General features: G+C 66.8%; 23 protein-coding genes. 16 read left to right on the plus strand and 7 right to left on the minus strand.

Annotation, left to right across the window (positions count from 1 at the left end):
- Positions 1-149: 149 nt before the first annotated feature.
- The 5 genes from acnA to BTH_RS03425 form a co-directional block, all read right to left on the minus strand.
- Entirely contained in the window at positions 150-2,867 is a 2,718-nt protein-coding gene (gene acnA, locus BTH_RS03405) for an aconitate hydratase AcnA (RefSeq protein WP_009895807.1), read from the minus strand.
- Positions 2,868-2,914: 47 nt separating this feature from the next.
- Positions 2,915-4,366 carry a bifunctional 2-methylcitrate dehydratase/aconitate hydratase gene (locus BTH_RS03410; RefSeq protein WP_009895809.1) on the minus strand — a complete coding sequence of 484 codons (1,452 nt, stop codon included), beginning with the start codon at positions 4,364-4,366 and terminating at the stop codon, positions 2,915-2,917.
- A 78-nt stretch (positions 4,367-4,444) separates the two neighbouring features.
- The gene (locus BTH_RS03415; protein WP_009895811.1) at positions 4,445-4,954 is read right to left on the minus strand and encodes a hypothetical protein; all 510 of its coding nucleotides are present in this window, start codon (positions 4,952-4,954) and stop codon (positions 4,445-4,447) included.
- Between the two features lie 156 nt (positions 4,955-5,110).
- A complete protein-coding gene (locus tag BTH_RS03420) occupies positions 5,111-6,130 on the minus strand; it encodes an HpcH/HpaI aldolase/citrate lyase family protein (RefSeq protein WP_009895813.1) in 1,020 nt (339 codons plus the stop codon).
- Between the two features lie 197 nt (positions 6,131-6,327).
- A complete protein-coding gene (locus BTH_RS03425) occupies positions 6,328-7,311 on the minus strand; it encodes a malate dehydrogenase (RefSeq protein WP_009895814.1) in 984 nt (327 codons plus the stop codon).
- 298 nt (positions 7,312-7,609) lie between these two features.
- On the opposite strand from BTH_RS03425, the gene BTH_RS03430 reads away from it, so the two are divergent.
- The 7 genes from BTH_RS03430 to gltA all read left to right on the plus strand — a co-directional run bounded on the left by BTH_RS03430 (position 7,610) and on the right by gltA (position 13,528).
- Entirely contained in the window at positions 7,610-8,410 is an 801-nt protein-coding gene (locus BTH_RS03430) for a GntR family transcriptional regulator (protein ID WP_009895816.1), read from the plus strand.
- Between the two features lie 198 nt (positions 8,411-8,608).
- Positions 8,609-9,025 (plus strand): succinate dehydrogenase, cytochrome b556 subunit, encoded by a 417-nt coding sequence (gene sdhC / locus BTH_RS03435; protein ID WP_009895818.1) that lies wholly within the window; start codon positions 8,609-8,611, stop codon positions 9,023-9,025.
- A gap of 4 nt (positions 9,026-9,029) precedes the next feature.
- Entirely contained in the window at positions 9,030-9,398 is a 369-nt protein-coding gene (gene sdhD, locus BTH_RS03440; RefSeq protein ID WP_009895819.1) for a succinate dehydrogenase, hydrophobic membrane anchor protein, read from the plus strand.
- Positions 9,399-9,401: 3 nt separating this feature from the next.
- Positions 9,402-11,177 (plus strand): succinate dehydrogenase flavoprotein subunit, encoded by a 1,776-nt coding sequence (gene sdhA, locus BTH_RS03445; RefSeq protein WP_009895820.1) that lies wholly within the window; start codon positions 9,402-9,404, stop codon positions 11,175-11,177.
- Positions 11,178-11,198: 21 nt separating this feature from the next.
- The gene (locus BTH_RS03450) at positions 11,199-11,900 is read left to right on the plus strand and encodes a succinate dehydrogenase iron-sulfur subunit (RefSeq protein ID WP_009895822.1); all 702 of its coding nucleotides are present in this window, start codon (positions 11,199-11,201) and stop codon (positions 11,898-11,900) included.
- A 1-nt stretch (position 11,901) separates the two neighbouring features.
- Entirely contained in the window at positions 11,902-12,174 is a 273-nt protein-coding gene (locus tag BTH_RS03455) for a succinate dehydrogenase assembly factor 2 (protein ID WP_004528990.1), read from the plus strand.
- Positions 12,175-12,226: 52 nt separating this feature from the next.
- Positions 12,227-13,528 carry a citrate synthase gene (gltA, locus tag BTH_RS03460; RefSeq protein ID WP_009895831.1) on the plus strand — a complete coding sequence of 434 codons (1,302 nt, stop codon included), beginning with the start codon at positions 12,227-12,229 and terminating at the stop codon, positions 13,526-13,528.
- A 110-nt stretch (positions 13,529-13,638) separates the two neighbouring features.
- Here gltA and BTH_RS03465 read toward each other — a convergent pair whose 3' ends face one another.
- Complete coding sequence (locus BTH_RS03465; RefSeq protein ID WP_011400978.1) at positions 13,639-14,607, minus strand: helix-turn-helix domain-containing protein; 969 nt, start codon at positions 14,605-14,607, stop codon at positions 13,639-13,641.
- Positions 14,608-14,682: 75 nt separating this feature from the next.
- Between BTH_RS03465 and BTH_RS03470 the strand changes: the two genes are divergently transcribed.
- Positions 14,683-15,072 carry a VOC family protein gene (locus BTH_RS03470; protein WP_009899333.1) on the plus strand — a complete coding sequence of 130 codons (390 nt, stop codon included), beginning with the start codon at positions 14,683-14,685 and terminating at the stop codon, positions 15,070-15,072.
- An 814-nt stretch (positions 15,073-15,886) separates the two neighbouring features.
- Entirely contained in the window at positions 15,887-17,131 is a 1,245-nt protein-coding gene (locus tag BTH_RS03480; RefSeq protein ID WP_009907322.1) for a DUF1479 domain-containing protein, read from the plus strand.
- Between the two features lie 603 nt (positions 17,132-17,734).
- On the opposite strand, the gene mdeB is transcribed toward BTH_RS03480, so the two are convergent.
- Positions 17,735-20,485 carry an alpha-ketoglutarate dehydrogenase gene (gene mdeB, locus BTH_RS03485; RefSeq protein WP_011400980.1) on the minus strand — a complete coding sequence of 917 codons (2,751 nt, stop codon included), beginning with the start codon at positions 20,483-20,485 and terminating at the stop codon, positions 17,735-17,737.
- 160 nt (positions 20,486-20,645) lie between these two features.
- Here mdeB and BTH_RS03490 point away from each other — a divergent pair, with 160 nt between their 5' ends.
- From BTH_RS03490 to asd, 7 genes are all read left to right on the plus strand, one after another.
- Positions 20,646-21,173 carry an Lrp/AsnC family transcriptional regulator gene (locus tag BTH_RS03490; protein WP_009895836.1) on the plus strand — a complete coding sequence of 176 codons (528 nt, stop codon included), beginning with the start codon at positions 20,646-20,648 and terminating at the stop codon, positions 21,171-21,173.
- Positions 21,174-21,366: 193 nt separating this feature from the next.
- Positions 21,367-22,776: a 3-isopropylmalate dehydratase large subunit gene (gene leuC, locus BTH_RS03495; RefSeq protein WP_009895837.1), complete on the plus strand. Its 1,410-nt coding sequence runs from the start codon at positions 21,367-21,369 to the stop codon at positions 22,774-22,776.
- Positions 22,773-22,922 (plus strand): entericidin A/B family lipoprotein, encoded by a 150-nt coding sequence (locus BTH_RS03500; RefSeq protein ID WP_009895839.1) that lies wholly within the window; start codon positions 22,773-22,775, stop codon positions 22,920-22,922. Before leuC ends, BTH_RS03500 begins: the two co-directional genes overlap by 4 nt.
- A gap of 77 nt (positions 22,923-22,999) precedes the next feature.
- Positions 23,000-23,650: a 3-isopropylmalate dehydratase small subunit gene (leuD, locus tag BTH_RS03505; RefSeq protein WP_009895841.1), complete on the plus strand. Its 651-nt coding sequence runs from the start codon at positions 23,000-23,002 to the stop codon at positions 23,648-23,650.
- A 113-nt stretch (positions 23,651-23,763) separates the two neighbouring features.
- Positions 23,764-24,831: a 3-isopropylmalate dehydrogenase gene (leuB, locus tag BTH_RS03510; protein ID WP_009895843.1), complete on the plus strand. Its 1,068-nt coding sequence runs from the start codon at positions 23,764-23,766 to the stop codon at positions 24,829-24,831.
- A 161-nt stretch (positions 24,832-24,992) separates the two neighbouring features.
- Positions 24,993-25,118, plus strand: a complete 126-nt coding sequence (locus tag BTH_RS34760) for a hypothetical protein (protein ID WP_009895844.1) — start codon at positions 24,993-24,995, stop codon at positions 25,116-25,118.
- Positions 25,119-25,202: 84 nt separating this feature from the next.
- Entirely contained in the window at positions 25,203-26,324 is a 1,122-nt protein-coding gene (asd, locus tag BTH_RS03520; protein WP_009895845.1) for an aspartate-semialdehyde dehydrogenase, read from the plus strand.
- The last annotated feature ends 55 nt before the right edge of the window (positions 26,325-26,379 follow it).

Genomic DNA, 26,379 nt, shown 5'->3' on the forward strand with positions numbered 1-26,379 from the left:
TGAAGTCGGGCAGGCTTCGGCGCAGGGCGCCGCTGCGAAAAGTTCTCTTCGATCATTTGCGATGAACAAAAAAAGCCCGGCTGAGCCGGGCTTCAAATCGACCGCGCATGCATCGCTGCATCGCGCGGTCCCTGCAAAAAACCGCGCGCTTACGCCGCGAGCAGCGAGCGCAGCACGAACGGCAGGATACCGCCGTGCTTGTAGTAATCGACTTCGATCGGCGTATCGATGCGCAGCAGCACCTGCACGCGCTTCGTTTCGCCGTTCTTGCGATGGATCACGAGCGTGACGTCCTGCTGCGGCTTGAAGTCGTCGCCGAGGCCTTCGATGTCGTACGTCTCGTCGCCGGTGATGCCGAGCGACTGGATGCTGTCCGAGCCCTTGAACTGCAGCGGCAGCACGCCCATGCCGACCAGGTTCGAACGGTGGATGCGCTCGAAGCTGCGTGCGATCACGGCCTTCACGCCGAGCAGTTGCGTGCCCTTCGCGGCCCAGTCGCGCGACGAGCCCGTGCCGTACTCTTCGCCCGCGAACACGACGGTCGGCGTGTCGGCGGCGATGTACTTCATCGCCGCATCATAGATCGACAGCTGTTCGCCGCTCGGCTGGTGGATCGTCAGGCCGCCTTCGACGCGCGTGCCGTCTGCCTTCGCCGGGATCATCAGGTTCTTGATCCGCACGTTCGCGAACGTGCCGCGCATCATCACGTCATGGTTGCCGCGGCGCGAGCCGTAGCTGTTGAAGTCGGCCTTCTGCACGCCGTTCTCCTTCAGCCACTTGCCTGCCGGCGAATCTTCCTTGATCGAGCCTGCCGGGCTGATGTGGTCGGTCGTGACCGAATCGCCGAAGATGCCGAGCGCGCGCGCGCCCTTGACCGTGACGATCTCGTCGGCCGGTTCCATCGAGAAGTCCTTGCCGAAGAACGGCGGCTCCGCGATGTACGTCGACTTCGGCCAGTCGTAGACCTGGCCCGATTCGCCCTCGATCTTGCTCCAGAGGTCGCCCTTCTTGGTCAGGTGCGAGTAGTTCTTCTCGAACTTCTCCGGGTCCAGCGCGAACTTGAGCAGCGACTGGACTTCTTCGCTCGACGGCCAGATGTCGCCGAGGTAGATGTCGCGGCCGCCCTTGCCCTGGCCGACCGGCTCGGTCATCAGATCCTTCGTGATGTTGCCGGCGATCGCGTACGCGACGACGAGCGGCGGCGAAGCGAGGAAGTTCGCGCGGATGTTCGGGTGGATGCGCGCCTCGAAGTTACGGTTGCCCGACAGCACGGCCGCCGCGACGATGTCGTTCTTCGTGATCGCTTCGTTCAGCTCGGGCGTGAGATCGCCCGCGTTGCCGATACAGGTCGTGCAGCCGTAGGCCGCGACTTCGAAGCCGAGCTTCGCGAGATAGGGCAGCAGGCCCGTCTTCGTCAGGTATTCGGTGACGATGCGCGATCCCGGCGCAAGCGACGTCTTGATGTGCGGCGCGACGGTGAGGCCCGCTTCGACGGCCTTCTTCGCGAGCAGGCCGGCAGCGAGCAGCACGCTCGGGTTCGACGTGTTCGTGCACGACGTGATCGCGGCGATCAGCACGTCGCCGTTCTTCACGGCAACGCCGTTGCTCGTCTTGTACTCGGCCGAGAGATCGTCGGCCTTCTTCGCGAAGCCGTTTTCCGCGACGGGCTTCGAGAACAGCTCGGTGAACGTCGACTTCACGTTGCCGATCTCGATGCGGTCCTGCGGACGCTTCGGGCCCGCGAGCGACGGCGCGACCGTCGCGAGATCCAGCGTCAGCGTCTTCGTGTAGTCGATTTCGCCTGCCTTCGGGATGCCGAACAGTTCCTGCGCCTTGAAGTAGTTCTCGAACGCGGCGATTTCCGCCTTCGTGCGGCCCGTGCCCTTGAAGTAGTCGATCGTCTTTTCGTCGACCGGGAAGAAGCCCATCGTCGCGCCGTATTCCGGCGCCATGTTCGCGATCGTCGCGCGGTCCGGCAGCGCGAGCGTCTTCGTGCCTTCGCCGAAGAACTCGACGAACTTGCCGACGACCTTTTCCTTGCGCAGCATTTCGGTGATGGTCAGCACGAGATCGGTGGCCGTCACGCCTTCGCGCAGCTTGCCCTTCAACTCGACGCCGACGACGTCGGGCGTGAGGAAGTACACCGGCTGGCCGAGCATGCCGGCTTCCGCCTCGATGCCGCCCACGCCCCAGCCCACCACGCCGATGCCGTTGATCATCGTCGTGTGGCTGTCGGTGCCGACGAGCGTGTCGGGGTAGTAGACGGTGTCGCCGTCGTCCTTCTTCTTGTGGACGCCGCGCGCGAGGTACTCGAGGTTCACCTGGTGGACGATGCCGACGCCCGGCGGCACGACCTTGAACGTGTCGAACGCCTGCATGCCCCACTTCATGAACTGGTAGCGCTCGTTGTTGCGCTGGAACTCCAGCTTCATGTTCAGGTCGAGCGCGTCCTTCTGGCGGAAGTAGTCGATCTGCACCGAGTGGTCGACGACGAGATCGACCGGCACGAGCGGCTCGATCTTCTTCGGGTTCTTGCCCGCGCGCTTCGCGACGCCGCGCATGGCCGCGATGTCGGCGAGCAGCGGCACGCCCGTGAAGTCCTGCAGCACGACGCGCGACACGACGAACGGGATTTCGTCGACGCGCTTCGCGTTCGGCTTCCAGTTCGCGAGCTGCTCGATGTGCTCTTCGGTGATCTTCTTGCCGTCGTAATTGCGCAGCACGGACTCGAGCACGATGCGGATCGACACGGGCAGCCGCTCGATCTTCGTCTTCAGTTCCTTGCCGAGCTTCGGCAGCGAGTAGAACTTGCCTTTGCCGGAACCGCTGTCGAATTCCTTGAGTGTTTTGTGGAGATTGTGGGCCATGGTGATTTCCTGGGTTTAAGGCTAGGAAAGAACTCTGTATTTGACGGCTAGATCACATACAGATCGACGTACTCATCGACCGGCATCGCTTCGAGCTTTGCCTGGTCCAGCGACACGTCGAGAATCGCTTGTTGCTGCTTCGCCGGAAAACGGCGCGCGAGATTCGTCCTGAACTTGTCGATCAGGAGCGGAATCCCTTCGGCGCGCCGCCGCATGTGGCCGATCGGATACTCGACCGCCACCTCGGCGAGCGTCGATCCGTCGTCGAACTCGATCGCGAGCGCGTTCGCGATCGAGCGCTTCGACGGATCGTGATAATCCTTCGTGAACTGCGGGTCCTCGACGCACGCGATCTTCGCGCGCAACGCGTCGATCCGCGGATCGGCCGCCACCGCGTCCTCGTAGTCGGCGGCCGCGAGGCGGCCGAACAGGAGCGGCACGGCGATCATGTACTGGAGGCAGTGATCGCGGTCGGCCGGGTTCGCGAGCGGGCCTTGCTTGTCGATGATGCGGATCGCCGCCGCGTGCGTGCGCACCGTGACGCGGCGGATCTCGTCCGCCGAGCGGCCGGCGGCCGCGAGCTGCGCGTGCAGCGCCATCGCGGCCTCGACGGCCGTCTGCGCATGGAACTCGGCCGGATACGAGATCTTGAACAGCACGTTCTCCATCACGTACGTGCCGTACGGGCGCTGGAAACGGAACGGCCTGCCGCCGAACGACACGTCGTAGAAGCCCCAGGTCTTCGCGCTCAGCGCGGACGGATAGCCCATCTCGCCCGTCTTCGCGATCAGCGCGAGGCGCACCGCGCGCGAGGTCGCGTCGCCCGCCGCCCACGACTTGCGCGAGCCCGTGTTCGGCGCGTGCCGATAGGTGCGCAGCGCCTGGCCGTCGACGAACGCGAGCGACAGCGCGTTGATCAACTCGTCGCGCGTGAGGCCGAGCAGGCGGCCGACGGCCGCGGTCGACGCGACCTTCACGAGCAGCACGTGGTCGAGGCCGACGGCATTGAACGAATTCTCGAGCGCGAGGCAGCCCTGGATCTCGTGCGCCTGGATCATCGCGACGAGCACGTCTTTCATCGCGAGCGGCCGCTTGCCGGACGCGACGGCGGTGCGCGACAGCCAGTCGGCCGTCGCGAGGATGCCGCCCAGGTTGTCGGACGGATGGCCCCATTCGGCCGCGAGCCAGGTGTCGTTGAAGTCGAGCCAGCGGATCGCCGCGCCGATGTCGAACGCGGCCTGCACCGGATCGAGCTGGAACGACGTGCCCGGCACCTTCGCGCCGTGCGGCACGATCGTGCCCGGCACGATCGGTCCGAGCAGCTTCGTGCAGGCGGGATACGACAGCGCCTCGAGCCCGCACCCGAGCGTATCGATCAGGCAGTGGCGCGCGGTTTCGAGCGCGCGCGCACTGTCGATGCGATGGTTCAGCACGTAGTCGGCGATATCGACCAGCACTGAATCCGGCTCAGGCCGGACGTTCGGGATCGGGGCGGACATCGAGGCTCCTGTGGACCGGATCGGGCGCCTCGGCGCCGATTCCGGTCCCATGCAAGATGGTTGCTGTCGGGGGCGATCTCAGTTCGACGGCTTCAGCTCGTTCGACTGGGTCGGCGCGACCGCTTGGCCGGCCGCCATTTCAGGCGTCTGGCACTCGTCGGCGAGGCGGCTGTCGTCCTTGTCGCTGAAGAGCATGCCCTTCGTCGGAATCACGACGAGCTTCAGGCCGCTTGCCGGGTCATAGAACACGTCGGCGCCCGTCGTCGTCTGCTGGCGGGGCAGCTTGTAGTTCTTGTTGGCCCAGTGGACCGTGACGATCTGGTCGCGCTTCATGTCGCCCGCCAGATCGTACGACAGGCCGTCCTTGCACGCCCACTTGACCGCGCCTTCCGGTACCGGATCGGTCTTCGCGGCGGCGCGCGCCTGCGCCTTCTTGCTGCGCGGGATCAGGTGACGCTTCGGCGCGGGGCGCTTCGGCGTGGCCTTCTTCGCGGTGGCCGAAGCGTTCTGCGCGAACGCGCTCGGCGCCGCGGCCAGCATCGTGGCGGACAGAGCGCCGATGACAGTGGCGATCAGCAGTTTCTTCATGGAATCAGAACCTTACGTTTAATCGGTTAACAAGGGCGGACGCACAGCTCGTCCACCGGGTGGGGTTGGAACTGCACGCGCCCCGGAAGCGCGCAGCGGCCGCTATTTTCACCTATTTGGCGTGTCGAATTCAGTTTTTGCGCCCCCGTGCACCCTTCATGTCTCGCGTCGCTGCGCCGCATGCTCTCCGGCGCCGCCGAAGAGCGGCGCCGACTCGGCCGGCAGCGGCTGGCCGGTCGAGCGCGCGCGGCGCAGCACCGACCAGTAATAGCGGTAGCTCGCGCGGTCGTGCAGCGCGTCGTCGTGCCGAGTCGGGCCCCAGTCGGCCGCCTGCGCGGCGAGCAGGATGCGGCTCGCGCGCGCGATGTCGTCCGCGCGCGGCGCGAACGCGGCGACGATCCCGCGGATCTGCGCGGGATGGATGCTCCACATCCGCGTGTAGCCGAACTCCTCGCGGGCGCGGCGCGCGTCGTTCGCGACGACGCTCATGTCGCGCACCTCGGTCGTGACGTTGTGCGACGGCGTCTTGCCGTGCGCGTGGCACGCGGCGGCGATCTCGAGCTTCGCGCGGCGCACGAGCGGGTGATCGAACTGCCCGGGGGCGCGCATCGCGTCGTCCGGAATCGCGCCGTGATGCGCGGACACGAAGTCCATCAGGCCGAAGCTCAGCGTCGCGACGGTCGGCAGCGCGGCGATCCGCGCGGCGTCGGCGAGCGCGCCGTGCGTCTCGATCAGCACGTCGACGGGGATCGGCTGCGCGATGCCGAGCTCAATGCGGGACGCCTCGATGAACGCGCACATCTCGGCCGCGTCGGCCGCGCCGCCGACCTTCGGCAGCGTCAGGTACGCGGGCGGGCGTGCCGCGCGCAGGATGATGCGCACGTCGTCGCGCCAGTGAGGGTGGGAGATATCGTGGAGGCGGGCGCCGACGCGCCCGAAGCGGTTCGCGTCGCCGCCGACGAGCGCGGCGACGAGCGCCGCGTGCTCGGCCTCGCGGCCGACGGCCGCGCCGTCCTCGCAGTCGAGCGTGACGTCGAAGACGGGCCCGAGCTCGGCCTGCAGCGCGAGCGATTTGAGCATCAGCTTCTCGCTGCCCGCGTAATGATCGCAGCACGGCAGGATCGCGGGCGGCGCAGCGCCTTCGTACAGCACTTCTGCGGGTGTGAGCGCGGACATCTGTTCTTTTGCGTCAGGTCAGGGTCTGGGCCAGCGTGAAAATCGGATTCGGGCGGGCTCTGTCCGGGCGCTCGAGGGGCGGCGCTTGCGGCAAAGCCCGTGCGAATCGGATATCGGACGATTCGGGCGGCCGGCGGCCGGACGCGATGTCCGGCCGCCAACTCGGCCGGGCCGCCGCGGCGGCCCGGCCAAATGCATTACTTCAGCAGGTGGGCGACGCCGTCGCGCTCTTCGAGCAGCTCGGCGAGCGTGCCGTCCATCTTCTCGCGCGAGAACGCGTCGATTTCCAGGCCTTCGACACGCTTGTACTCGCCGTTCTCGCAGGTGACGGGCACGCCGTAGATGATGTCCTCGGGGATGCCGTACGAGCCGTCCGACGGGATGCCCATCGTGACCCACTTGCCGTTCGTGCCGAGCACCCAGTCACGCACGTGGTCGATCGCCGCGTTCGCCGCCGATGCCGCCGACGACAGGCCGCGCGCCTCGATGATCGCCGCGCCGCGCTTGCCGACGGTCGGGATGAACGTGTCGCGGTTCCACGCGTCGTCGTTGATCAGCTTCAGCAGCGATTCGCCCTCGGCGGTCGCGAAGCGGAAGTCGGGGTACATCGTCGGCGAGTGGTTGCCCCACACGGCGAGCTTCTCGATCGACGCGACCGGCTTGCCCGACTTGGCCGCGAGCTGCGACAGCGCGCGGTTGTGGTCGAGGCGCAGCATCGCCGTGAAGTTCTTCTTCGGCAGATCCGGCGCCGACTTCATCGCGATGTACGCGTTCGTGTTCGCCGGGTTGCCGACGACCAGCACCTTCACGTCGCGGCTCGCGACTTCGTTCAGCGCGGCGCCCTGGACCGTGAAGATCTCGGCGTTCGCCGACAGCAGGTCCTTGCGCTCCATGCCCTTCGAGCGCGGACGCGCGCCCACCAGCAGCGCGACGTCGGCATCCTTGAACGCGACCTTCGGGTCGTCCGTGATCACGACGCCCGCGAGCAGCGGGAACGCGCAATCGTCCAGTTCCATCACGACGCCTTTGACGGCGGCTTGGGCTTGCGGGAGGTCGAGCAGTTGCAGGATGACCGGCTGATCCTTGCCGAGCAGGTCGCCGTTCGCGATGCGGAACAGCAGGGAGTAAGCGATCTGACCTGCGGCGCCGGTGACGGCAACGCGCTTTGCGGGCTTAGCCATTGAAAATCTCCAGGACATTGAGCGTGGGACGCTAGGGAAAACGCCATTCTATGCGCGTTACGCGAAGCGTTGCTTTAAAGCAGGGCGGAGGACTCGCGGCATGCATGCGCGACGACGCCTGAAGATAGGCAGAGGCACGTGGCCCGGGACGCGCTGCAGCCCCGCGAACCCTTGCTCGCCCCGGAGTTTAGGAGCCGGGGCGGGTAAAGTCAAACGGTATCTTATGTCTTATATAAGACAGATGTTTTCGAGGGAAAAATCTGGACGGAAAAGCGCGATTCGTGATGAAATGCGCGCCATGACTTCCAATCAGGCGAGCGCACCCCATCAGAACGGCCAGGCCGGCTCCACGCAGCCCGGCGGCGAGGCCGCGGCCGCGCCTTCGCCGACTTTCAGCCCGCTCTACCAGCAGATCAAGGCGCTCATCACGCAGAGCCTTGAAGCGGGCGAGTGGAAGCCCGGCGAGATCATTCCGAGCGAAGTCGAGCTCGCCGGCCGCTACAAGGTGAGTCAGGGCACGGTGCGCAAGGCGATCGACGAACTGGCGGCCGACAACCTGCTCGTGCGCCGCCAGGGCAAGGGTACGTTCGTCGCGACCCACAGCGAGGAGCGCGCGCAATTCCGGTTCTTGCGCCTGCTCGCCGACGACGGCGCCGAGCATCCGCACGTGAGCCGCCTGCTCGAGTGCCGGCGGATGCGCGCGCCCGCCGAGATCGCGCGCCAGCTCGACCTGAAGCCGGCCGACCCCGTCGTCCAGGTTCGCCGCGTGCTCGAGTTCGACGGCGTCGACACGGTGCTCGACGAGATCTGGCTGCCGGGCGCGATGTTCCGCGGGCTCACGTTCGAGCGCCTGAGCGAATACAAGGGGCCGCTCTACGCGATGTTCGAGAGCGAATTCGGCACGCGGATGATTCGCGCAAGCGAGAAGATCCGTGCGATCGCGGCCGAGCCCGCCGTCGCGGACGTGCTGCACGTGCCCCCCGGCTTTCCGCTCTTGTCGGTCGAGCGCGTGTCGTACACGTATGGCGATCGTCCCGTCGAAGTGCGGCGCGGATGGTATGTCACAACCGGGTACTACTATCAGAACGATTTGAGCTGAAATTCGGTTCAAGGTAAGGCGTAGCCTGAATCAAGGTAAGGCGAAACGACAGGTAATTGCGCGCCCCACGCGCATAGCACGTTTCGCGGCGCGGTTATACCGTGAATTGCAACGCTCCAGAGCAGAGCTTTCGCTGCAGCGCGAAATAAAAAAGCGCTAAAATCACGGATTAGTGTGACAACATAGTAGGGGTCTAGCATGTCTGAAACAGTAAGAAAGCCGAGGCCGGAGTACCGGAACATCGGGTTCGGCGACATCACGCTCAAGTACCGGATGCCGCTCGCGGCTCGGGTTTCGATTCTGCACCGGGTCAGCGGCGCTCTGCTGTTCCTGTTCCTTCCTTTCCTGCTGTATCTCTTCGACCAGAGCCTCACCTCCGAGCTCAGCTTCGAAGTCTTCAAGGCCTTTCTCTCCAACGTCATCGTCAAGCTGATCGTCCTCGCGCTGTCGTGGGCGTTCCTGTTCCACTTCTGTGCCGGGATCCGCCATCTGATGATGGACATGAACCACGACGCGGTGTCGAAGGAACGCGGCAAGAAGACGTCGGTCGTCGTGTTCGTGGTGTCGACCCTTCTCACGATCGCCGTCGCGCTCAAACTGTTCGGAGCATTCTAAGAAAATGGCAGCGAATAACCGTATCGGCTCGAAGCGCCTCGTCGTCGGCGCTCACTATGGCCTGCGCGACTGGCTCGCGCAGCGTGTCACCGCCAGCGTGATGGCGATCTACACCGTCATCCTGCTCGTCTGGTTCTTCACCGCGCGCGATTTCTCGTACGAGGGCTGGGCGTCGATCTTCGCGACGCAATGGATGAAGCTCGCGACCTTCGTCACGCTGCTTTCGCTCTTCTACCACGCATGGGTCGGCGTGCGCGACATCTGGATGGACTACGTCAAGCCCGTCGGCGTGCGCCTGCTGCTGCAATCGCTGACGATCGTCTGGCTGCTCGCGTGCGCGGGCTACGCTGCGCAGATTCTCTGGAGAGTTTAAAGAATGGCTGCAATCAAAACTTCCCTGCCGCGTCGCAAGTTCGACGTGGTGATCGTCGGCGCGGGCGGCTCGGGGATGCGCGCGTCGCTGCAACTGTCGCGCGCGGGCCTCTCCGTATGCGTGCTGTCGAAGGTGTTCCCGACCCGTTCGCACACGGTCGCCGCGCAAGGCGGGATCGGCGCGTCGCTCGGCAACATGAGCGAAGACAACTGGCACTACCACTTCTACGACACGATCAAGGGCTCCGACTGGCTCGGCGACCAGGACGCGATCGAGTTCATGTGCCGCGAAGCGCCGAACGTCGTGTACGAGCTCGAGCACTTCGGCATGCCGTTCGACCGTAACGCGGACGGCACGATCTACCAGCGTCCGTTCGGCGGCCACACGGCCAACTACGGCGAGAAGCCGGTTCAGCGCGCGTGCGCGGCGGCCGACCGCACCGGCCACGCGCTGCTGCACACGCTGTACCAGCAGAACGTCGCGGCGAAGACGCAGTTCTTCGTCGAATGGATGGCGCTCGACCTGATCCGCGACGCGGACGGCGACGTGCTCGGCGTGACGGCCCTCGAAATGGAAACGGGCGACGTCTACATCCTCGAAGGCAAGACCACGCTGTTCGCCACGGGCGGCGCGGGCCGGATCTTCGCGGCGTCGACCAACGCGTTCATCAACACCGGCGACGGCCTCGGCATGGCGGCCCGCTCGGGCATCGCGCTGCAGGACATGGAGTTCTGGCAATTCCACCCGACGGGCGTCGCGGGCGCGGGCGTGCTGATCACCGAAGGCGTGCGCGGCGAAGGCGGCATTCTGCGCAACGCGAACGGCGAGCGCTTCATGGAGCGCTACGCGCCGACGCTGAAGGATCTGGCGCCGCGCGATTTCGTGTCGCGCTCGATGGACCAGGAAATCAAGGAAGGCCGCGGCGTGGGCCCGAACAAGGATCACGTGCTGCTCGACCTGTCGCACATCGGCGCGGAGACGATCATGAAGCGTCTGCCGTCGATCCGCGAAATCGCGCTGAAGTTCGCGAACGTCGACTGCATCAAGGAACCGATTCCCGTCGTGCCGACGATCCACTACCAGATGGGCGGCATCCCGACCAACATCCACGGCCAGGTGGTGGGCACGTCGCGCGATCACAAGGAGCCGATCAACGGCTTCTACGCGGTGGGCGAATGCTCGTGCGTGTCCGTGCACGGCGCGAACCGTCTCGGCACGAACTCGCTGCTCGACCTCGTCGTGTTCGGCCGCGCGGCCGGCAACCACATCGTCGAGCACGTGAAGAACCAGAAGGAGCACAAGCCGCTGCCGGCCGACGCCGCCGAATTCTCGCTGTCGCGCCTCGCGAAGCTCGAGAAGTCGACGTCGGGCGAGTACACGCAGGACATCGCGAACGACATCCGCGCGACGATGCAGAAGCACGCCGGCGTGTTCCGCACGTCCGCGTTGCTCAAGGAAGGCGTCGAGCAGATGGCGGGCCTGAAGGAGCGCGCTGCCAGCGTCCACCTGAAGGACAAGTCGAAGGTGTTCAACACCGCGCGCGTCGAAGCGCTCGAACTGGCGAACCTGATCGAGGTCGCGCGCGCGACGATGGTGTCGGCGGAAGCGCGCAAGGAAAGCCGCGGCGCGCACGCGCACAGCGATTACGAGCACCGCGACGACGAGAACTGGCTGCGTCACACGCTGTGGTACAGCGAAGGCGATCGCCTCGACTACAAGCCCGTCCAAATGAAGCCGCTGACGGTCGAGTCCGTGCCGCCGAAGGCGCGTACGTTCTAAGCCAGCGCAAAGGAATCTGAAATGGCCAAACGCATTTTTGAAATCTACCGCTACGATCCGGACAAGGACGCCGCGCCGCGCATGCAGACGTACGAGCTGGAGATCCAGCACGAGCGGATGCTGCTCGATGCGCTCGTCAAGCTGAAGTCGGTCGACGAGACGCTGTCGTTCCGCCGCTCGTGCCGCGAAGGCGTGTGCGGCTCGGACGCGATGAACATCAACGGCAAGAACGGCCTCGCGTGCCTGACGAACCTGAACGACCTGCCGCAGAAGATCGTGCTGCGTCCGCTGCCGGGCCTGCCCGTCGTGCGCGACCTGATCTGCGATTTCACGCAGTTCTTCAACCAGTACCACTCGATCCGTCCGTACCTGATCAACGACGAGCCGCCGCCCGAGAAGGAGCGCCTGCAGTCGCCGGAAGAGCGCGATGAGCTCGACGGCCTGTACGAGTGCATTCTGTGCGCGAGCTGCTCGACGTCGTGCCCGAGCTTCTGGTGGAATCCGGACAAGTTCGTCGGCCCGGCGGGCCTGCTGCAGGCGTATCGCTTCATCGCGGACAGCCGCGATCGCGCGACGGGCGAGCGCCTCGACAACCTCGACGATCCGTACCGTCTGTTCCGCTGCCACACGATCATGAACTGCGTCGACGTGTGCCCGAAGGGCCTGAACCCGACGAAGGCGATCGGCAAGATCAAGGAATTGATGGTTCGCCGCACGGTCTGACATGAGCGAATCGTCGCATCAATCCGACCCGCATCGCCGCGCGCGGCTTCGCTGGCGCGCGCGGCGCGGTCTGCTGGAGAACGATCTGATTTTCGAGCGTTTCTTCGCCAGACACGAGCACGACCTCAGCGACGCAGACGTGAGCGCACTGTCGCGCCTGCTGGATCTAAGCGACAACGACCTGATGGACTTGCTGCTCGCGCGCAAGGAACCAGAGGGCGACCTTGCCGGCCCGGACATGTCCAGGCTGCTGGAGATGCTGCGCAGCGTTTGAGAGCGTTGTGCCCGTTATCGAATCCGTTTCTATTTTCGATTGAGGATGTGTCATGACCCCGTCTGATGTTAAAGCCACGCTATCGTTCAGCGACAATTCGCCGAGCGTCGAACTGCCGATCTACAAGGGTACGATGGGCCCCGACGTGATCGATATCCGCAAGCTGTACGGCCAGACCGGCAAGTTCACGTATGACCCGGGCTTCATGTCGACGGCGTCGTGCAACTCGGCGATCACGTACATCGACGGCGACAAGGGCGAACTGCTGTACCGCGGCTACCCGATCGACAATCTCGCGCAAAACGCGGACTTCCTCGAATCCTGCTATCTGCTGCTCAAGGGCGAGCTGCCGAACGCCGCGCAGAAGAAGGAGTTCGTCGCCACCGTCACGAAGCACACGATGGTGCACGAGCAGATGCAGTTCTTCTTTCGCGGTTTCCGCCGCGACGCGCACCCGATGGCGATTCTCGTCGCCGCGGTCGGCGCGCTGTCCGCGTTCTACCACGACTCGCTCGACATCAACGATCCGCGTCACCGCGAAGTGTCGGCGATCCGCATGATCGCGAAGCTGCCGACGCTCGTCGCGATGGCGTACAAGTACAGCATCGGCCAGCCGTTCGTCTATCCGCGCAACGATCTGTCGTACAGCGCGAACTTCATGCGCATGATGTTCGCGAACCCGTGCGAAGAGTACAAGGTCAACGACGTGCTCGTCCGCGCGCTCGACCGCATCCTGATCCTGCACGCCGACCACGAGCAGAACGCGTCGACGTCGACGGTCCGTCTCGCGGGCTCGTCGGGCGCGAATCCGTTCGCGTGCATCGCGGCCGGCATCGCGTGTCTGTGGGGCCCGGCGCACGGCGGCGCGAACGAAGCGGCGCTGAACATGCTCGAGCAGATCGGCACGCCGGACAACATTCCCGAGTTCATCAAGCAGGTGAAGGACAAGAACTCGGGCGTGAAGCTGATGGGCTTCGGCCACCGCGTGTACAAGAACTACGATCCGCGCGCGAAGCTGATGCGCGAAACGTGCTACGAAGTGCTCAACGAGCTCGGCCTGCACGACGATCCGCTGTTCAAGCTCGCGATGCAGCTCGAGAAGATCGCGCTCGAAGACGAGTACTTCGTGTCGCGCAAGCTGTACCCGAACGTCGACTTCTACTCGGGCATCGTCCAGCGCGCGCTCGGCATCCCGACGTCGATGTTCACCTGCATCTTCGCGATGGCGCGCACGGTCGGCTGGATCGCGCAGTGGAACGAGATGATCGCCGATCCCGAGCAGAAGATCGGCCGTCCGCGGCAGCTCTTCATCGGCGAAACGCCGCGCGCGGCGAAGCCGATCGATCAGCGCTGATCGGCGGCGCGCGGTGCGTGCGGGCGGTTCGCCGCGCGCGGTGCGCGTAACGTGCAATGAAACACCCCGACGGGTTCGCCCGCCGGGGTGTTTCGCTTTCGGCGGCCGATTCAGCGGCCGATTTTGATTTTCCCCGCGCGCGGCGGGCGGTGGTCGAGCGATCGCGGGCGCACGTCGATGCCTGCCTCGTGCGCCCGCGCGTCGTCGGGCGCGCGGCCGTGCGCGGCGAGGAATTGCCGGTACGCGCGCGGTGTCATCCGGCGCGCGGCGAGGAACTGCCGGTTGAAATTCGCGAGGTTCGCGTAGCCGGAGCGCACCGCGACGAGCGACACGGGCCAGTCGGTCGAAGCGAGCAGCCGCGCGGCGTGCGCGAGCCGCAGCCGCTGCAGGTAGCGTGCGATGCTCTCGCCGACATGCTGCGCGAAGCGCCGCTGCAGCGAGCGCTCGGACAGATGCGCGAGCGCCGCGAGTTCGGCGATGCGCAGCGGCTCGTGAAAGCGGCGGTCGAGCAGATCGAGCACGCGATCGAGCCGCTCGGCCTCGGGTGCGGCGCAGTCGGCCGCGCGGTAGGCGGCGGCCGTCGCGAGCGGCGTCGCGGGCGCGTCGGCGAGGCGAGCGAGCACGTCGAGCGCGGCCGCGAGCCGCGTGCGCGGTGCGCGATCGACGAGCGCGGGCAGCCGGGCGCGCATGTCGGCGGCGGCGTCGGGCGCGAACGCGAGCCCGGGCGCAGCCCGGCGCAGCAGCGTGCGCAGGCCGGCAAGCTCCGGGCAGCAGTCGGCGACGCGTTGCGCCCAGTCGCCGTCGAACCACAGGACGAGCGCGACGAGCGGCTCGTGCGGATCGAGGCGCTCGTCCGATGTCCATGTATGCGGCAGGTTCGGCGGCACGAGCACGAGATCGTCGCCCGCGTAATCGGCGGCGTGATCGCCGACGAAGCGCTTGCCGCGGCTGTTCAGCGTGAGCGTCAGCTCGTACTCCGGATGGTGGTGCCATTCGAATGGAATTCGCGCGAGCCGGCGCCGATAGACGCGCACCGAGCAGCCGTCGGGAATCGCGACGCGTTCGTAGCGCGGCTTCATGTCGGCCTCGGTCCGCTTGCGCGTTTCGCGCGCGTGGCATCATCGTCGGGTTTCGACAACACTGGAGGCGCGCAAATGTTCTCACATGTCTGCATGGGCGTAACCGATGTCGAACGCGCGTTTGCGTTCTATGCGCCGTTGATGGAAGCGTTGCGGCTCGACCTCAAGTTTCGCGATCCGCACGGCTGGACGGGCTGGAAGCCGGCCGATGCGGCGCGGCCGCTGTTCCTGATCGGCCGCCCGTTCGACGGTGCGCCGCATGCGCCCGGCAACGGCCAGATGAGCGCGTTCCTCGCGCCGAACCGCGCAACCGTCGATCGCGTGTACGCGCTCGCGCTGCAGGCGGGCGGCACGAGCGAAGGCGCGCCGGGGCTGCGGCGCCATTACCATCCGAACTATTACGGCGCGTATTTTCGCGATCCTGACGGCAACAAGCTGTGCGTATGCTGCCACGAGCCGGAGTAGCTGTGTGCGCCGCCGCGCCGGTGCCCGTGCGCCGGCCGGTGTTCGGGGCTTCGGCGATCGCGCCCGTGCGCGCCGGTGGCCGGGCCTGGGGCTTGGGGCCTGGGCGGCGTGGGCAAGCGGCGTCCCACGCCGGCGTCTGGAATGAGCGCATGACATTCGACATTGCTTTCGCGGCGTGGAGCGTAGGCATGCGAGATGGCTTGTCGTTGCGCCGGTCTGTTCACTGACGATCGAGGGGGCGATTGCCGACGTCGCCGAGGGCAATGTGCGGCGGGCCTTGCGTCCCGCGCGCGAGCAGCCGTCGGCGGTCGAGTGCCGGCAATGGGCGCGGCCCGTCACTCTCGGCGCGACGGACGGCGCGTCGTTCGGCTGGACGCGCGCTCGTGGCGATGGCCGCCTATGATGCCGCGGCGGCCTCGAGCACGCGGCGCTCGCGCGAGACGGCTCGATCGCTATGCGACGCGCATCGCGCAGAGACGTTCTCGAGCGGGCATTGCATGTTCGCGCCGCCCGTGATGGCGCGCTGATCGCACCGCGCGGTCCGGCCGGACATGCGCGCGGCCGCGCCTCTGTCTTGCGGCGAGCATGCGCCGCGAAGCGGCCGTCGCGCCGGCGCGCATTCTTGGTCGATTGGCCGCCGCGCCGGGGCGAGCGGCCGGGCATTCGATTCTCGTCGAGCAGGTATCCGGACGGTTGGCGTCATCGTATCGATAGTTGGCGGGATTGCATCGCTCCGGATGGTTCGGACGATCTACGCTGAATGGGCGCGTTGCATTGCGCCGCGCCCATTCAGATCAGATCCAGGAGACATCCGATGCCGTTTCATATCGAAGACCTGCCGGCGGCGATCCGCACGACGAAAACGATGCTGCGCGCCGCATTGCCGAACCGCGCGCAGGTGTTTCGCGAGCTGGAAGGCGAGATCGCGCGGCAGGCCGACGCGATCCTCGCCGATCGCGCGCAAGGCCGCGACACGATCCCCGTGCTGCGGTTCGCCGACATCGCCGCGAACCGCGTCGATCCTGCGGCGCTCGCCGCGCTCAGGACGCGCGGCGCATGTGTGATCCGCGGCGTGTTCGACGTGCGGCGGGCGAGCGACTGGAACGACGAGATCGCCGCGTACGTCGAGTCGAACCGGCTCGACGACAAGCTCGCGCATCGCGCCGAGGACCGCTATTTCGGCACGCTCGCGTCGAGCAAGCCGCAGATCTACGGCGTCTACTGGTCGAGGCCGCAGATCGCCGCGCGCCAGTCGCCCGAGCTCACGCAGGCGCGCGTGTTCCTGAACCGCCTGTGGCGCGCGCAAAGCGAAGGGCGGGTGCATTTCGATCCGGCGCGCGTGCCGGCGTATGCCGACCGCATCCGCCGGCGGCCGCCGGGCTCGTCGTCGCTCGGCCTGTCGCCGCACGTCGACGGCGGGTCCGTCGAGCGCTGGCTCGGACCGAACTTCCGGCGCGTGTACCGCCACGTGCTCGCGGGCGACTGGCGCGCATACGACCCGTTCGACGCGGCGTTCCGGCCGGACGTCGAGGAGATTCCGTCGCCCGCCGTCTGCTCGATGTTCCGCACGTTCCAGGGCTGGACCGCGCTGACGCCGCAAGGGCCGGGCGACGGCACGCTGCAACTGATTCCGGTCGCGAACGCGATGGCCTATGTCGTGCTGCGCGCGCTGCAGGACGACGTGCCCGACGACGACCTGTGCGGCGCGCGGCCGGGGCGCGCGCTGTCGGTGCTGCCGGCGTGGCATGCGCCGCTGCTCGCGGCGCTCGTGCCGATTCCGCCGATGGAGCCGGGCGACGCGGTGTTCTGGCACGGCGACGTCGTGCATGCGGTCGAGGATGCGCATCGCGGAACCGGTTACAGCAACGTGATGTACATCGCGTCGGCGCCGGGCTGCGCGAAGAACGATGCCTATCTGAAGCGGCAACTGCCGCGCTTCCTGCGAGGCGAGAGCCCGCCGGATTTTCCGGCCGATCACTTCGAGTCGGATTTCGCCGGGCGTGCGCTGGCGGACGATCTGACCGAACTGGGGCGGGAGCAGATGGGGTTGGGCTCGTGAAAGGCGGGCGGCGAACGAAAGCCCTCGCCGAGGCGGCAAGGGCGCGCTTGCGATCGCGTCGGCGAGCGCAGGAGCGGGAAACGCCCGGCGGCGAATTCGGTTCGAGACCGTCCTGCGCGCGGGCGGTTCCCATGCGCCGCAGCGCGCCCCGACCCGCATCATGGCTGAATCATCGGCCCCGGCACGTTGCGCGGATCGTCGGACCAGCGCCGTGCTACCAGCCGGATTCGTCGTGCCCGTCGGCGAGGCGTTCGATATCGCTCGCGCGTGATCGTGCGATTTGCGATCGCGTGATTGCGCATGCCGGCATCCGTTCATGCTCGGACGGTGCGTGTAGATGTCCGGGGGCCCGAATCGAGCGCAGCCTGACGCACGATTTGCACCGCGTCGCGCGGGCCGGTGCGACCGCCGGATGCACCGGCGAGCGTTGCGCGACGGCACGCACTTGGCCGCACACGCGCGCGCACACGCATCCGCATCCGTGCCCGTGCCCGTGCCCGCGCGCCGTTGCGTGCGTGAAATTCCCGGCGTTGTCCGAAACGTTCGCCCAGCTCGACCGCCGAAGCGGATCGAGCTGCCGCCGCACGCGTCAAGCTCGCGTCGTCAGCGTTCCCAAGGCGGCGCGCGGGACGCATCCTGCTTGCCGTAGCGCACGATCGCATCACGCACGACCGCGCGCGCGACGACCCCGTCATCGGCGAGCGCTTGCAGCGCCGCGATCGCGATCGACGCGCGATCGACCTCGAAGAATGCGCGCAGCGCCTGGCGCGTGTCGCTGCGGCCGAAGCCGTCGGTGCCGAGCGTCACGTAGCGGCGCGGCACGAACGCGCGGATCAGCTCCGGCAGCGCGCGCGCATAGTCGGTCGCGGCGATCACGGGCCCTTGCGTTGCGGCGAGCGCCGACGCGACGTACGGCGCCGGCGCTCGCTCGTTCGCATCCGCGGCATCGTCGGCATCCGCGGCATCGTCGGCGCCGAACAGGCGCCGCGCGCGTTCGGCCGCGATGCCGTCGCGCTGCAGCTCGGTGAAGCTCGTCACGCTCCAGACGGCCGCGTCGATCCGCCAGTCGTCGCGCAACAGGTGCGCGGCCGCCTGCACTTCGCCGAGAATCGCGCCCGAGCCGAGCAACTGCACGCGCGCGGCGGGCAGCGCCGCCGCGTCGAGCGGATACATGCCCTTCAGAATGCCGTCGCGCACGGCGTCGAGCCGGTCCGCGGGCAGCGGCGGCTGTGCGTAGTTCTCGTTCGTGACGGTCAGGTAGTAGAACGTGTCGCGCTGCCGCTCGACCATCTCGCGCATTCCTTCGTCGACGATCACCGCGACCTCGTACGCGAACGCCGGGTCCCACGCGCGGCAGTTCGGCACCGTCGACGCCGCGACATGGCTCGTGCCGTCCTGGTGCTGGAGCCCTTCGCCGCCGAGCGTCGTCTTGCCCGACGTCGCGCCGATCAGGAAGCCGCGCGCGCGCTGGTCGGCCGCGGCCCAGATCAGATCGCCGATGCGCTGGAAGCCGAACATCGAGTAGTAGATGTAGAACGGCAGCATCGGCAGGTCGTGCACGCTGTACGACGTCGCCGCCGCGATCCACGACGACATCGCGCCCGCCTCCGAGATCCCTTCCTCGAGGATCTGTCCGCGCGTGTCCTCGCGGTAGTAGAGCATCGAGCCCAGGTCCTCGGGCTCGTAGCGCTGGCCGAGCGGCGAGTAGATGCCGACCTGCCGGAACAGGTTCGCCATCCCGAACGTGCGCGCCTCGTCGGCGACGACGGGCACGATGCGCGGCCCGAGCGTCGCGTCCTTCAGCAGGCCGCCGAGCATGCGCACGATCGCCGTCGTCGTCGACATCTCGCGGCCGCCGTCGAGCGCGAATTGCCCCCAGGAGGGCAACGACGGCACGGTCAATGCCGTCGTCGCCGCTGTCCGCCTTCTGGGCAGACAGCCTCCCAGGGCAGCCCGGCGCGCATGCAGGTATCGCATCTCCGGGCTGTCTTCCGCGGGTTTGTGGAAACGCAGTTGCGCGACGTCGTCGTCGGTGAGCGGCAGCCGGAAACGGTCGCGGAACGCGAGCAGGTGCTCGACGTCGAGCTTCTTCTGCTGATGGGTCGTCATCCGGCCCTGGCCGATCGCGCCCATGCCGAAGCCCTTCATCGTCTTCGCGAGAATCACCGTCGGCCGGCCCTCGTGCCGGACCGCGCGGTCATACGCGGCGTACAGCTTGCGCGCGTCGTGGCCGCCGCGGCGCAGCCGGTCGATGTCCTCGTCGCGCAGATGCGCGACGAGCGCCGCGAGCGCGTCGTCCTGGCCGAAGAAGCGCGCGCGGTTGTACGCGCCGTCGTTCGCCGAGAACGTCTGGAACTGGCCGTCGACCGTCTGCGCGAACGCGCGCGCGAGCGCGCCCGTCGCGTCGCGCGCGAACAGCGCGTCCCAGTCGGAGCCCCAGAGCACCTTGATCACGTTCCAGCCCGCGCCCGCGAACTGCGACTCGAGCTCGTCGACGATGCGGCCGTTGCCGCGCACCGGGCCGTCGAGGCGCTGCAGGTTGCAGTTGATCACGAACACGAGATTGTCGAGCCCCTCGCGCGCCGCGAGCGACAGCGCGCCGATCGATTCCGGCTCGTCCATCTCGCCGTCGCCGAAGAAGCCCCATACCTTGCGGCCGTCGGTGCGCAACAGGCCTCGGTTCTGCAGGTAGCGCATGAAGCGCGCCTGGTAGATCGCGTTGATCGGGCCGATGCCCATCGAGCCCGTCGGAAATTGCCAGAAGTCGGGCATCAGCCACGGATGCGGGTACGAGCACAGGCCCGGCCCGGCGATCTCGCGCCGGTAGTGATCGAGCTGCGCGTCGCTCAGGAAGCCTTCGAGAAACGCGCGCGCATAGACGCCCGGCGACGAATGAGGCTGGAAATAGACGAGATCGCCGCCCGACGCGTCGCCCGCCGCGCGGAAGAAATGGTTGAATCCGACCTCGAACAGATCGGCCGCCGACGCGTAGCTCGCGATGTGGCCGCCGAGCTCGCCGTAGGCGCGGTTCGCGCGGACCACCATCGCGAGCGCGTTCCAGCGCAGCACCGCCGCGAGGCGTTCCTCGAGCTGCGGGTCGCCCGGGTAAGGCAGCTCCTCGTCGACGGGGATCGTGTTCACGTACGGCGTCGCGCCCGCGGGCGGCGGCGCGAGCCGGCGGCGCGCCGCGTGCTCGGCGAGCTGCGCGAGCAGGTACTGCGCGCGTTCGGCGCCCGCGTGCGCGACGACGCCGTCGAGCGCGTCCAGCCATTCGGCGGTCTCCTGCGGATCGGTGTCGTCGTGGCGGCGCGCGGTCGCGAGGACCGGGCGGATTCCGTTCGATAAGTCGTTCATGCGCGGCTCCGGGCGGGCGGGTTCGAAGAGGCGGCTGCGGGGGCAACAGCCATCAAGGTTATCCATCGAGCCGCAGAATGTGCATCTCTTTTGGTTGGAGTTTTGGTTTCGGGTAACGTATAAATTCCTGAAAAATCGCCGCTTTCGGAATATTTGCACTATGAGCGCACCTTCTCGCCGGCTGGACCGGATCGACATCGCCATCCTGAACCAACTGCAGCAGAACGCGCGGATCACGAACGCCGAGCTCGCGCGCGCGGTGAACCTGTCGCCGACGCCGTGCTTCAACCGCGTGCGCGCGCTCGAGAAGCTGGGCCTCATCAAGCAGCAGGTGACCTTGCTGAACCCGGAGCCGCTCGGGCTGCGGATCAACGTATTCATTCAGGTGAGCCTCGAGAAGCAGGTCGAGGATGCGCTGCGCCGCTTCGAGGAGGCGATCGACAAGCGCCCCGAGGTGATGGAGTGCTATCTGATGTCGGGCGACGCCGATTACCTGCTGCGCGTCGTCGTGCCGAGCATGAAGAGCCTCGAGCGCTTCATCCTCGATCAACTGACGACAATACCGGGCGTGTCGAACATCCGGTCGAGCTTCGCGCTGAAGCAGGTCCGCTACCGGACCGCGCTGCCGCTGCCCGCGCACGGGCTCACGCTCGCCGACGGCGACGACGAGCCGCAGGAATGGGTGTGAGCGCACGGCGCGCTCGCCAGGGCCGCACGGGCGCGGAGTTTGCCGGGTAATCTTGATACCCGTATCGGCTATACCACCCAACTTACTGTTTTTTATGGGTTTTTTCGTTTGCCTGGTACAAAAGTGCGTGCTTGGCGTGGCATAATCGACTGCACCCGAACGCAAGTTCGCAGTCAAACGACCCCGCATACCCATGGCACAGACGCTCTACGACAAATTGTGGAATTCGCACGTCGTCCACACCGAAGAGGACGGCACCGCATTGCTCTATATCGATCGCCAGCTGCTGCACGAGGTCACGAGCCCGCAGGCGTTCGAAGGCCTGAAGCTCGCGCAGCGTCCGGTGTGGCGGATCAGCGCGAACCTCGCGGTGTCCGACCACAACGTGCCGACCACCGACCGCAGCCACGGCATCGCCGATCCGGTGTCGAAGCTGCAGGTCGACACGCTCGACGCGAACTGCGACGCGTACGGCATCACGCAATTCAAGATGAATGACGTGCGCCAGGGCATCGTCCACATCATCGGCCCCGAGCAGGGCGCGACGCTGCCCGGCATGACGATCGTCTGCGGCGATTCGCACACGTCGACGCACGGCGCGTTCGGCGCGCTCGCGCACGGCATCGGCACGTCGGAGGTCGAGCACGTGCTCGCGACGCAGACGCTCTTGCAGAAGAAGAGCAAGAACATGCTCGTGAAGGTCGAGGGCCAACTGCCGCGCGGCTGCACCGCGAAGGACATCGTGCTCGCGATCATCGGCAAGATCGGCACCGCGGGCGGCACCGGCTACGCGATCGAGTTCGGCGGCTCGACGATCCGCGCGCTCACGATGGAAGGCCGGATGACGGTCTGCAACATGGCGATCGAGGCGGGCGCGCGCGCCGGCATGGTCGCCGTCGACGACACGACGGTCGAATACCTGAAGGGCCGCCCGTTCGTGCCGACGGGCGCGCAATGGGATCAGGCGGTCGAATACTGGAAGACGTTCAAGTCCGACGAAGGCGCGCAGTTCGACCGCGTCGTCGAGCTGAACGCAGCCGAGATCGTCCCGCAGGTCACGTGGGGCACGTCGCCCGAGATGGTCACGTCGATCGACGGCCGCGTGCCCGACCCCGAGCGCGAGAAGGACCCGGTCAAGCGCGACGCGATGGAGCGCGCGCTCGCGTACATGGCGCTCACGCCGAACACGCCGATCGAGGCGATCAAGGTCGACAAGATCTTCATCGGCTCGTGCACGAACGCGCGCATCGAGGACATCCGCGCGGCCGCGTACGTCGTGAAGAAGCTCAATCGCCGCGTCGCGCCGAACGTGCGGCTCGCGATGGTCGTGCCGGGCTCGGGCCTCGTGAAGGCGCAGGCCGAGCGAGAAGGGCTCGACAAGGTGTTCACCGAGGCGGGCTTCGAATGGCGCGAGCCGGGCTGCTCGATGTGCCTCGCGATGAACGCCGACCGGCTCGAGCCGGGCGAGCGCTGCGCGTCGACGTCGAACCGCAACTTCGAGGGGCGTCAGGGCCAGGGCGGCCGCACGCATCTCGTCAGCCCGGCGATGGCCGCTGCGGCGGCGATCGAAGGCCATTTCGTCGACATTCGCCGGCTGGGGTGAGCGTGAACGCATCGGTTTTCCGGCGCATCGCCGCCATGTTCGCGCTGGCGGGTTTCGTGCTCGGCCTCGCCGGCTGCAACACGGTTGCCGGCGTGGGCGAGGACATCAACGCCGCCGGCCGCGCGATCAAGCGCGCGGCCGACTGACGGCGCGCGCGAGCGCGCCGATTCGAGATTCGATTTCGCCGGCCCGTGCGGCCGGCCTCCAATCTGGTTGACGGATCATGGAAAAATTCAACGTGCATACCGGCGTCGTGGCGCCGCTCGATCGCGAGAACGTCGACACCGACGCGATCATTCCGAAGCAGTTCCTGAAGTCGATCAAGCGCACGGGCTTCGGCCCGAACGCGTTCGACGAGTGGCGCTATCTCGATCACGGCGAGCCCGGCCAGGACAATTCGAAGCGGCCGCTGAATCCGGACTTCGTGCTGAACCAGCCGCGCTACCAGCGCGCGTCGGTGCTGCTCGCGCGCAAGAACTTCGGCTGCGGCAGCTCGCGCGAGCACGCGCCGTGGGCGCTGCAGCAGTACGGCTTCCGCGCGATCATCGCGCCGAGCTTCGCCGACATCTTCTTCAACAACTGCTACAAGAACGGTCTGCTGCCGATCGTGCTGACCGAGCAGCAGGTCGATCATCTGTTCAACGAGACGTACGCGTTCAACGGCTATCAACTGACGATCGATCTGGACGCGCAGGTCGTGCGCGCGCCGGATGGCCGCGAGTATCCGTTCGAGATCACGGCGTTCCGCAAGTATTGCCTGCTGAACGGCTTCGACGACATCGGGCTCACGCTGCGCCATGCGGAGAAAATCCGCCAGTTCGAGGCCGAGCGGCTCGCGAAGCAGCCGTGGCTGAACAACAAGCTGGTCGGCTGACGCCGCCCTTCGGGCGGGCGCGCCGCGCGCGCCCGCCGGCGGGGCGTGTTCGCAAGCCTGCCGTTGGCAGGAACAGGCCCGGCATCCACAACCTACCCAGTCAGGAATAACGCATGAAGATTGCAGTGCTGCCCGGCGACGGCATCGGTCCGGAAATCGTCAACGAAGCGGTGAAGGTGCTGAACGCGCTTGACGAGAAGTTCGAACTCGAACACGCACCGGTCGGCGGCGCGGGCTACGAGGCAAGCGGTCACCCGCTGCCGGACGCGACGCTCGCGCTCGCGAAGGAAGCGGACGCGATCCTGTTCGGCGCGGTCGGCGACTGGAAATACGACTCGCTCGAGCGCGCGCTGCGCCCGGAGCAGGCGATCCTCGGCCTGCGCAAGCACCTCGAGCTGTTCGCGAACTTTCGCCCGGCGATCTGCTATCCGCAACTCGTCGATGCGTCGCCGCTGAAACCGGAACTGGTCGCGGGCCTCGACATCCTGATCGTGCGCGAACTGAACGGCGACATCTACTTCGGCCAGCCGCGCGGCGTGCGCGCAGCGCCCGACGGCCCGTTCGCGGGCGAGCGCGAAGGTTTCGACACGATGCGCTATTCGGAGCCGGAAGTGCGCCGCATCGCGCACGTCGCGTTCCAGGCCGCGCAAAAGCGCGCGAAGAAGCTGTTGTCGGTCGACAAGTCGAACGTGCTCGAGACGTCGCAGTTCTGGCGCGACGTGATGATCGACGTATCGAAGGAATATGCGGACGTCGAGCTGTCGCACATGTACGTCGACAACGCGGCGATGCAGCTCGCGAAGGCGCCGAAGCAGTTCGACGTGATCGTCACGGGCAACATGTTCGGCGACATCCTGTCGGATGAGGCATCGATGCTGACGGGTTCGATCGGCATGCTGCCGTCGGCGTCGCTCGACAAGAACAACAAGGGCCTGTACGAGCCGTCGCACGGTTCGGCGCCGGACATCGCGGGCAAGGGCATCGCGAATCCGCTCGCGACGATCCTGTCGGCCGCGATGCTGCTGCGTTACTCGCTGAATCGCGCGGAGCAGGCCGATCGCATCGAGCGCGCGGTCAAAACGGTGCTCGAGCAGGGCTACCGCACGGGCGACATCGCGACGCCGGGCTGCCGGCAGGTCGGCACGGCGGCGATGGGCGACGCGGTGGTCGCGGCGCTGTAAGCGCCGCGAGCCGGCAACGCGGGCCGTGCGCCCGGCGCGGCTCGTCGTGGCAAGACGAGCCGAAGGCGATGTGAAAGAAAGCGGCGTGACGGCCCGGAAACGGGGTCCGTCCGGCTTTCCCGGCCGTTGTGCGGCCACTTGGGTTTGTGTAGACTCGAACGATGGCGACTTCCCTGATCTCCCCGGTCTCGAAACTCCACGGCAATCCGGCCCGTGCGGGTGCGCGCGCCATCGTCGTCGGCAAAATCATCACCATCATCATCACGAAAACGATCACGAAAATCTGATCGTCGTCCGTCGTGCCCGCCTGTTTCCCCGCGCGGTCGCGCCGGGGGCGGAAAAGGCGGGGAAGCTCCAGCAAAGGGTTAGTCATGAACGTAGGTCTCGTAGGTTGGCGCGGCATGGTCGGCAGCGTGCTGATGCAGCGCATGCAGGAAGAAGGCGATTTCGATCTGATCGAGCCGGTGTTTTTCAGCACCAGCAACGCGGGCGGCAAGGCGCCGTCGTTCGCGAAAAACGAGACCACGCTCAAGGATGCGACGAGCATCGACGACCTGAAGAAGTGCGACGTGATCATCACGTGCCAGGGCGGCGACTACACGAACGACGTGTTCCCGAAGCTGCGCGCGGCCGGCTGGAACGGCTACTGGATCGACGCGGCGTCGTCGCTGCGGATGAAGGACGATGCGGTGATCATCCTCGATCCCGTGAACCTGAACGTGATCAAGGACGCGCTCGTCAACGGCACGAAGAACTTCATCGGCGGCAACTGCACCGTCAGCCTGATGCTGATGGCGCTGGGCGGCCTGTTCCGCGAGAATCTCGTCGACTGGATGACGGCGATGACCTACCAGGCCGCATCGGGCGCGGGCGCGCAGAACATGCGCGAGCTGCTCGCGCAGATGGGTACGCTGAACGGCGCGGTGGCGGCGCAGCTCGCCGATCCGGCGTCGGCGATCCTCGACATCGACCGCCGCGTGCTCGCCGCGATGAACGGCGACGCGATGCCGACGAGCCAGTTCGGCGTGCCGCTCGCAGGCTCGCTGATTCCGTGGATCGACAAGGATCTCGGCAACGGGATGTCGAGGGAAGAATGGAAGGGCGGCGCGGAAACCAACAAGATCCTCGGCAAGCCGGCGATGGGCGAGCCGGGCTCGGTTCCGGTCGACGGCCTGTGCGTGCGGATCGGCGCGATGCGGTGCCACTCGCAGGCGCTCACGATCAAGCTGAAGAAGGACGTGCCGCTCGACGAGATCAACGGCATCCTCGCGTCGGCGAACGACTGGGTGAAGGTCGTGCCGAACGAGCGCGAGGCGTCGATGCGCGATCTGTCGCCAGCGAAGGTGACGGGCACGCTGTCGGTGCCGGTCGGCCGCCTGCGCAAGCTCGCGATGGGTGGCGAATACCTGTCGGCATTTACCGTCGGCGATCAATTGCTGTGGGGCGCGGCCGAGCCGCTGCGCCGGATGCTGCGCATTCTGCTCGACAAGTAAAGTAAACTACGCGATTACGACGCGTACACAACCCGAAAGCGTCGCGTTTCACGCG

Source organism: Burkholderia thailandensis E264, from assembly GCF_000012365.1.
Taxonomy (GTDB): Bacteria; Pseudomonadota; Gammaproteobacteria; order Burkholderiales; family Burkholderiaceae; genus Burkholderia; species Burkholderia thailandensis.

Bases quoted from the DNA above. Each gene is read 5' to 3' on its own strand.
- acnA (WP_009895807.1), bottom strand. From the start codon at position 2,867: ATGGCCCACAATCTCCACAAAACACTCAAGGAATTCGACAGCGGTTCC.
- BTH_RS03410 (WP_009895809.1), bottom strand. From the start codon at position 4,366: ATGTCCGCCCCGATCCCGAACGTCCGGCCTGAGCCGGATTCAGTGCTG.
- BTH_RS03415 (WP_009895811.1), bottom strand. From the start codon at position 4,954: ATGAAGAAACTGCTGATCGCCACTGTCATCGGCGCTCTGTCCGCCACG.
- BTH_RS03420 (WP_009895813.1), bottom strand. From the start codon at position 6,130: ATGTCCGCGCTCACACCCGCAGAAGTGCTGTACGAAGGCGCTGCGCCG.
- BTH_RS03425 (WP_009895814.1), bottom strand. From the start codon at position 7,311: ATGGCTAAGCCCGCAAAGCGCGTTGCCGTCACCGGCGCCGCAGGTCAG.
- BTH_RS03430 (WP_009895816.1), top strand. From the start codon at position 7,610: ATGACTTCCAATCAGGCGAGCGCACCCCATCAGAACGGCCAGGCCGGC.
- sdhC (WP_009895818.1), top strand. From the start codon at position 8,609: ATGTCTGAAACAGTAAGAAAGCCGAGGCCGGAGTACCGGAACATCGGG.
- sdhD (WP_009895819.1), top strand. From the start codon at position 9,030: ATGGCAGCGAATAACCGTATCGGCTCGAAGCGCCTCGTCGTCGGCGCT.
- sdhA (WP_009895820.1), top strand. From the start codon at position 9,402: ATGGCTGCAATCAAAACTTCCCTGCCGCGTCGCAAGTTCGACGTGGTG.
- BTH_RS03450 (WP_009895822.1), top strand. From the start codon at position 11,199: ATGGCCAAACGCATTTTTGAAATCTACCGCTACGATCCGGACAAGGAC.
- BTH_RS03455 (WP_004528990.1), top strand. From the start codon at position 11,902: ATGAGCGAATCGTCGCATCAATCCGACCCGCATCGCCGCGCGCGGCTT.
- gltA (WP_009895831.1), top strand. From the start codon at position 12,227: ATGACCCCGTCTGATGTTAAAGCCACGCTATCGTTCAGCGACAATTCG.
- BTH_RS03465 (WP_011400978.1), bottom strand. From the start codon at position 14,607: ATGAAGCCGCGCTACGAACGCGTCGCGATTCCCGACGGCTGCTCGGTG.
- BTH_RS03470 (WP_009899333.1), top strand. From the start codon at position 14,683: ATGTTCTCACATGTCTGCATGGGCGTAACCGATGTCGAACGCGCGTTT.
- BTH_RS03480 (WP_009907322.1), top strand. From the start codon at position 15,887: ATGCCGTTTCATATCGAAGACCTGCCGGCGGCGATCCGCACGACGAAA.
- mdeB (WP_011400980.1), bottom strand. From the start codon at position 20,485: ATGAACGACTTATCGAACGGAATCCGCCCGGTCCTCGCGACCGCGCGC.
- BTH_RS03490 (WP_009895836.1), top strand. From the start codon at position 20,646: ATGAGCGCACCTTCTCGCCGGCTGGACCGGATCGACATCGCCATCCTG.
- leuC (WP_009895837.1), top strand. From the start codon at position 21,367: ATGGCACAGACGCTCTACGACAAATTGTGGAATTCGCACGTCGTCCAC.
- leuD (WP_009895841.1), top strand. From the start codon at position 23,000: ATGGAAAAATTCAACGTGCATACCGGCGTCGTGGCGCCGCTCGATCGC.
- leuB (WP_009895843.1), top strand. From the start codon at position 23,764: ATGAAGATTGCAGTGCTGCCCGGCGACGGCATCGGTCCGGAAATCGTC.
- BTH_RS34760 (WP_009895844.1), top strand. From the start codon at position 24,993: ATGGCGACTTCCCTGATCTCCCCGGTCTCGAAACTCCACGGCAATCCG.
- asd (WP_009895845.1), top strand. From the start codon at position 25,203: ATGAACGTAGGTCTCGTAGGTTGGCGCGGCATGGTCGGCAGCGTGCTG.